The organism is Thermogemmata fonticola, from assembly GCF_013694095.1.
Classification (GTDB): Bacteria; Planctomycetota; Planctomycetia; order Gemmatales; family Gemmataceae; genus Thermogemmata; species Thermogemmata fonticola.
The window spans coordinates 1-481 of the sequence record NZ_JACEFB010000045.1 but is presented as its reverse complement, the minus strand read 5'-3'; the positions used below and the strand labels follow the sequence as shown (position 1 = coordinate 481).

Annotated in this window: 1 protein-coding gene; it reads left to right on the top strand. The window is 59.7% G+C overall.

The genetic code is table 11. The features are described 5' to 3' along the window. Nucleotides 1-220: 220 nt before the first annotated feature. Nucleotides 221-481, top strand: a 261-nt coding sequence (locus tag H0921_RS17620; RefSeq protein ID WP_194539842.1) for a hypothetical protein, incomplete at its 3' end; no start/stop codon positions are given.

Sequence of the window (481 nt, the reverse complement as noted above, 5' to 3'; positions counted from 1 at the left end):
CATCATCCACCGCTCGCCGCTCGCCATTTTCCCCTGCTTTTTCCAGGAAAAAACCACTTTTTGGAAAAATTTTGCCATTTTCATTTGACAGGGCCAATTTTAGGGTGCATATTTATACTGAAACACCTGAACACTTAAAGTAAAAAATGTCAAATACCGCTGTGGAGGGGAATGCTGCTCACCCCGCGTATCCCGCCACCAGCGACACCAGGAGCAAGCCATGAGGACGCCGCATTGCACCCGCACCCCCTGGAGCTTCACCCCGCCTCCCGACCTCTTCTGGGACCGGGACGCCCACCGCGTTCTGCAACAGTTGCGGCTGCAACTCGCCCCCTCGGTGCTTCTCGGCCGTTCCCTCCGGCCCCGCCGCCGCTATGCCTCCCCTGGCCTTCTCCTCTGGTGCCGCCAACTTCCCGGCTGGCAGCGAGCCAACCTCCTCCACCGCTGGGTTCTCCCGCTCTGCGGCACCCTCCTGTGGTAC